Source organism: Deltaproteobacteria bacterium (assembly GCA_009930495.1).
Lineage (GTDB): Bacteria > Desulfobacterota > Desulfovibrionia > Desulfovibrionales > Desulfomicrobiaceae > Desulfomicrobium.
On record RZYB01000158.1, the window covers coordinates 1 to 6,089 of the forward strand.

The 6,089-nt window shown below is 64.4% G+C and carries 4 protein-coding genes and 1 pseudogene; 3 read left to right on the plus strand and 2 right to left on the minus strand.

Annotated elements, in window-relative coordinates; genetic code table 11:
• The 3 genes and pseudogenes from EOL86_11355 (at position 1) to EOL86_11365 (ending at position 3,870) form a co-directional block, all read left to right on the plus strand.
• Positions 1 to 2,022 (plus strand): annotated as a pseudogene (locus EOL86_11355) (methyl-accepting chemotaxis protein).
• Positions 1,949 to 3,274, plus strand: a complete 1,326-nt coding sequence (locus EOL86_11360) for a PAS domain S-box protein (GenBank protein NCD26172.1) — start codon at positions 1,949 to 1,951, stop codon at positions 3,272 to 3,274. The pseudogene EOL86_11355 and the gene EOL86_11360 overlap by 74 nt, the downstream one beginning before the upstream one ends.
• On the plus strand, positions 3,262 to 3,870 hold the full coding sequence (locus EOL86_11365) for a response regulator transcription factor (protein NCD26173.1): 609 nt from the start codon (positions 3,262 to 3,264) through the stop codon (positions 3,868 to 3,870). Before EOL86_11360 ends, EOL86_11365 begins: the two co-directional genes overlap by 13 nt.
• A gap of 239 nt (positions 3,871 to 4,109) precedes the next feature.
• Here EOL86_11365 and EOL86_11370 read toward each other — a convergent pair whose 3' ends face one another.
• Both EOL86_11370 and EOL86_11375 read right to left on the minus strand, forming a co-directional pair.
• Positions 4,110 to 5,624: a tetratricopeptide repeat protein gene (locus EOL86_11370; protein NCD26174.1), complete on the minus strand. Its 1,515-nt coding sequence runs from the start codon at positions 5,622 to 5,624 to the stop codon at positions 4,110 to 4,112.
• Positions 5,625 to 5,653: 29 nt separating this feature from the next.
• Positions 5,654 to 6,089, minus strand: a 436-nt coding sequence (locus EOL86_11375; GenBank protein ID NCD26175.1) for a PEP-CTERM sorting domain-containing protein, incomplete at its 5' end; no start/stop codon positions are given.

Consider the following 6,089-nt stretch of genomic DNA (forward strand, 5'->3'; position numbering starts at 1 on the left):
ACGGCCCGAACCATGGCCAAGACCTTCGAGGTGCTCCAGGAGCAGTACGATTTGCAAGGGTCCATCCGCGATGTGCTGAACTCCGTTCTCTTGGCGGTCTTGGAAAACAATCCCAAATACCTGGGCGCGTACACCGCCTGAGAGCCCAACGCCCTGGACGACCGGGACGCGGAATTCGCCACCAAGCCCGGCAGCGATCATGACAAAACGGGCCGCTTCGTGCCCTACTGGAACCGCGACGAGGCCGGAAACATCGCCCGCCAGGCCCTGGTCGAGTTCGAAAGCCAGGACAAGCATCCCAACGGCATCCGCAAGGGCGGCTGGTATCTCTGGCCGCGCGAATCCGGCAAGGAAAGCGTGCTCGATCCCTTCCCCTACATTGTCCAGGGCAAGACGGACTGGCTGACCACGCTGTCCGTGCCCATCAAGAAGGACGGCAAGTTCCTGGGCGTGGCTGGCACGGACCTGCGCCTGGGCTTTTTGCAGGAACTGGCCAAGACCGTGGACGCCAGCCTGTACGAAGGCAAGGGCGACGTGGCCATCATCAGTTACGAGGGTCTGGTCGTGGCCAGCAGCGAAAAACCCGAATCCGTGGGCCAGCCCATGGAACGCATCTCCAAGGAATGGAAAAGCCTCCTCAAGCCCCTCCAGACAGGGCAAGGATTCGCGGACATCAGCGCCGCCACCGGATCCTACCGGGCCCTGGCTCCGGTCCACCTGGGACGCACCGACCGCCCCTGGGCCGTCCTGATCCGCCTGCACCCCGACATTGTCCTGGCCGACGCCCATACCCTGGCCACCGAAATGTCCGCCATGGGACGCGCCAACGGTCTCAAGCAACTGGGCGTGGGCCTGGGCGTGACCGCCGTGGCCATGCTCGTGCTTTGGCTCTTTGCCCGGACCCTGGCCCGTCCGTTGCGCCAAGCCGCCGGATTCGCGGAAAAAGTGGCCGAGGGGGACTTCTCCCGTACCCTGGATATCCAACAGCGTGACGAAATCGGCGTCCTGGCCAATGCGTTGCGGACCATGGTCGGAAATCTCAAGAACATGATCAACCAGGCCGAGGCCAAGACCCAGGAAGCGGCGGAGGAAGCCGAACGCGCCCGCGCGGCCGTGGCCGAGGCCGAACAGGCCCGGCGCGACGCGGCCGAGGCCCAGCGCAAGGGACGCCTGGACGCGGCGGCACGCATCGAGGACGTGGTCCAGGCCGTGAACGCGGCTTCGACGGAACTAACCGCCCAGGTTCAGAAATCCCGCGAAGGCGCGGAATTGCAACGTCAGCACGCGGGCGAGACAGCCACGGCCATGGAAGAGATGAACGCCACGGTCCTGGAAGTCGCCAAAAACGCGGCCCACGCCGCCAGCGGGTCCGACACCGCCAAGGACAAGGCCAAGGAAGGCGCCGACGTGGTGCGCGAGGTGGTCGAGGCCATCCAGGCCGTGCAGGAACAGGCCGTGGAACTCAAGCGCAACATGGACTCCCTGGGCCAGCAGGCCCAGGGCATTGATCAGATCATCAATGTCATCTCGGACATCGCCGACCAGACCAACCTCCTGGCCCTGAACGCGGCCATCGAGGCGGCCCGGGCCGGCGACGCCGGACGAGGTTTCGCGGTGGTCGCCGACGAGGTCCGCAAGCTGGCCGAAAAAACCATGACCGCCACGACCGAGGTCGGTCAGGTGGTCCGGTCCATCCAGACCGGCGCCAAATCCAACATCACGGGCGTGGAACACGCCGCCGAGGCCGTGGATCGCGCCACCCAGCTGGCCGAACGCTCCGGAGCGGTGCTGACGGAAATCGTGACCATTGTCGAGGCGGCCGCCGACCAGGTCCGATCCATCGCCACGGCCTCGGAGGAGCAATCCGCGGCCAGCGAGGAAATCAACCGCTCCGTGGAGGGCATCAACCGCATCTCCGAGGACACGGCCACGGCCATGACCCAGGCCAATGCCGCCGTGGACAAACTGGCGGAACAAACCACGACCATGCACCAACTCGTGGCCGCGCTGCAGCAAGACTGATCACGCCATCCCCCGCCGCTACACGCGGCGGGGGATTTCTCCCCACGCATCCCTGCCCGTTCCGGGTCTTGCTTCCACGACATATCCGATCCATACCAGCGGCATGCGCACGCCTCACCGAATCCGCCGCGCCCGACAACGCCCGGATATCTACCGCACTGTCGCGGATTTCACCTATGATCTGGAAATCTGGATCAATCCGGACGGCACGCCGCGTTACGTCTCGCCCTCCTGCCTGCGAGTGACCGGGTACGAGTCCAAGGACGCCCTGGCCAGGCCAGACTTTCTGGCCCACGTCATCCACCCCGACGATGCCCCACGCTGGCACGAGGCCATGCGCGCCGCCCGGGCCACGGACATCGGGTCCATGGATTTTCGCATCCGCCGTCAAAACGGCGCGGAGATCTGGCTGGCCCAGGAAACCACGCGGGTATTCGACGACCGGGGCGTGTTCCTCGGCCTGCGTCTGTCCCTGCGCGACGTGACCGACCGGGTCCGCACCCAGGCCTCCCTGGACCAGGCCCGGCAACATCTGGAAGAACGGGTCCGGGAGCGCACGGCCGAACTGGAAGAATCCCGCGAACGCTACCGGGCCCTGTCCTCCTACCTGCAGGACAGCATCGAAAAGGAGCGAACCCGCATTTCGCGCGAAATCCACGACATCCTTGGCCAGGATCTGACGGCCCTGAACATGGGCCTGCACCGCTTGGAACGCTCCCTGGCCGCGGACGATCCCCGACGCGAACAGACCAACGAACTCCGCGCCCTCGTGGCCGGGACCCTGTCCACGGTACGCCGCATCTCGCGCGAGCTGCGACCGCCCATGCTCGACGAACTGGGCTTTGCCGAAGCCGTGGCCTGGCGGGCCCGGACCTTTGCCGAGGGCAGCGGCATGACCGTGGACTGCCGCATCGGCCGCCTGCCCCAACTGGCGCCGGACCTGGGCACGGCCCTGTATCGGGTCTTTCAGGAATGTCTGACCAACGCGGCCCGCCATTCCGGAGCGACCCGACTGATCGTGCGCGTGCGCGCCACGCGGACGAACATCCATCTCCGCGTGGCCGACAACGGCACGGGCATCGGCCAGGCGGAAATCGACGCCGCCGCGTCCCTGGGCCTGATCGGCATGCGCGAACGGGTGCGGCTCGTCGGCGGCCAGCTCGCCATTCAGCGTCCGGCCAGGGGCGGCACCGAAATCCTGGTCCAGGCCCCTCTTTCCCCTTCCACCAAGGAGCCATCATGCGCGTTCTGATCGTCGATGACCACGCCGTGGTCCGGCGGGGCACCATGAATATCGTCGCCGACCGATTTCCCACCAGCACCTTTTCCGAAGCCAGCAGCCTGCGCGAAGCCGCCATCGTGCTGGAAACAACGGAATTCGACCTAGTCATCCTGGATATTTCCCTGCCCGACGGCAGCGGCCTGGACATGCTCGACGCGCTCCGGGAGCGTCACCCCGGCCTGCCGGTCATCGTGCTCAGCATGCACCACGAGGCCGAATACGCCCAACGCTGTCTGGCCCTGGGCGCGCGCGGCTACCTGAGCAAAAATTCCGCGCCCGAGGAACTGGAAGAGGCCATGAGCGCCGTCCTGGACGGCGGCATCTTCGTCAGCCCCGCCCTGCTCGGACGTGGCCCGATCTCGGCCCTGGACAAGCTTTCGCGCCAGGAACGCGACGTGGCCCGGCGTCTGGCCCAGGGCGAAACCATGACCCAGATCGCCCAGAACCTCGGCATCAGCGTCACCACGGCCAGCACCTACCGTGGCCGGGCCATGCGCAAATTGGGCATCTCGACCACCTCCGGCCTAATCCGCTTTCTGGTCGAACGCGGCCTGCCCGGCGCTTAGTCCCCGCGCGCCGCGCTGTCGGCCGCCGCCAGGCCCTGCGGGGAAAACCCCGGACCCACGCCCCGAACCCGCGCGCACGCAGTCCGGCCATGTGCGACCTCATCGGAAAGCGCCGGATCGGGACCAAACGAAACGGCATGAACCGACGGAAAGCATCGACCAAAAGGCCCGTTCTCCCTTCAGGATGAACGGGCCTTCAAATTCCAAAACGGAGCATGAACGCGTCGATTCCAGAGCCTTCAGAGCATTTTTTCGACATCCCCGCGTAATTCAAAATCCGGTTCATCATGGAGCAGCCGACGCAAGACGGTCGCGGCGTCTTGCGTCCGGCCGGCTCCACGCAGACTCACGCCGTAAAAATACCTGGCCCAGGCGTCTCCGCCCACGGACTCGACTACCGGTCCGAGCACTTTAATGGCCTCGGCGTGGCGGCCGGCCCGGGACAGCGCGCATCCGTAGGTCCCTTCGATGATGGCATTTCCGGAAACGCTTCCCCTGGCCCGTTCCGCAAGCGTCAGCGCCTCGGACAGGGAGCGATTCCGCCTGAGCAGCAACATGGCGAGATTGTTCTGCGCCAAGGGGTTGTCCGGCACGATTTCCAGCACCCGGCGGTAGTGCTTCTCGGCGTCCTTCCACCGGCCCTGCTCTTCATTGATGGTCCCCAGCGCGAAGAGGAGTTGCACCTGCTCGCGGTACTCCAGGGCGGAGACGATTTGTTCACGAGCTTCCGCCACGGCCCCGCGACGCAACAGGACATTGCCCAGGGCGCTTTGAACGCGCGCCTTTTCGGGCTGCGCTGGCTGCCTGGACAGGGCTTGCCGGAGCCACTTCTCGGCACTCGCGAAATCCATCTCCTCCAACCTGATTTCCGCGAGCCTGGTTTCAGGGAACGGCCCGCCCGGCAACAGCCCCCGCAGGCGCATGAATGCCTCCAGAGCTGCCGTGTCATTCTTGAGAAAGGCCTGAAGCATGCCCAGATTCCACCAGGTTTCGGCCCTGCCTGGAGCCAAGTCGGCGGCGTCCTGAAAAAGAGGAAGGGCTCGCGAGTTGTCGCCCATGAACGCATGGTAGCGCCCAAGGTTCAAGGCCGTGACATAAAGCCGCGGGGAAATTTCGTGCGCCAGCGCGAATGAACGGCCCGCCGCCTCGAAATTTCGCCCGCGCATGGCCTGTTCGGCGCGTAGAAGCAGAAAATGTGGTTCCCTGGCGAAGCGCTTCTCGACCATCTCCAGTTGGGCCTGCGCGCGCTTCATTTCCCCTTTTTGCCGCATGGCATGGAAACGCTGAATTTCGAGCATCAGATCCGCGGGAGCGAGGTTGGCGTCCTTTGTGTTCGCGGCCTTCCAAAGGGCCGTGGCTTCCCGCTCCCCCTGCAGATGAAAGGCGACCGTGCCCAGGGCGTGCAGCAGATAGGGGTCGTCAGGCTTGTTCCGGAGTTCTTTGCCGAGCCTTTCTCCCTCTGCCTGCAACGCGTTGCGCGAAATATCGAAAAGCCCTTTCCTGTCCAAGGCCGTGCGGATTTCAGCCGGCACTCTCTCGTCGATGACTGGGGAATCGACAGAAAATTTTTTCTGTTGCGGCGTCAGAATCGAGGCCAATGCATTGTTGATGAAAATGAGACCCGCCGCTGTGAGGAGAATTCCGATTCCGAGAAGAGGATGTCGCATGGTGGCTCCCGGTGTTTGCACGGCAAAACGTGCACTGGTGTCAAAACTTCGGAAATGCAGCAGGCTGCCCAAGGCAGCCTGCTGCATACCACTTCAAGGAAGTATCCAGCATCACGTCACACGTTGTGTCCCCCGCGCTTACGCCATGCAAGCCCGAGAAGTCCAAGCGAAAGCAAGGTTACGGTTGTGGGTTCAGGCACGGTCGTTCCTCCGCCAGGAGTATAGTCCACCTGCAGGTCGGAAAGGACCGGGGTCAGGCCGGTTCCGCCGACCCTCTCCAATGTGGTCCGAATTTCGAGATATTTGGCGACAAGTCCGATGTTTTCGGCAGAGGAGTAGGCAATGTAGTCCGACCAGGTGACCAGATCGTTGGACCAACGCGCCTCGACCGTGAGGCCGGTGGTATCGGGAATTTCCCCTTCGTCCTCAAGGTTCCAGAATATCTGTCCCCAGGTCGCGCCCGCGCCCCCATTGAGGACCTTGCGCCATGTGCCGCTGGGGCTGGTGGTTCCGGTTACGACCGTGCCGGTCATGTCGCTGTAGTTGTAGGGG

Bases quoted from the DNA above. Each gene is read 5' to 3' on its own strand.
- EOL86_11360 (NCD26172.1), top strand. From the start codon at position 1,949: ATGCCGCCGTGGACAAACTGGCGGAACAAACCACGACCATGCACCAAC.
- EOL86_11365 (NCD26173.1), top strand. From the start codon at position 3,262: ATGCGCGTTCTGATCGTCGATGACCACGCCGTGGTCCGGCGGGGCACC.
- EOL86_11370 (NCD26174.1), bottom strand. From the start codon at position 5,624: ATGCAGCAGGCTGCCTTGGGCAGCCTGCTGCATTTCCGAAGTTTTGAC.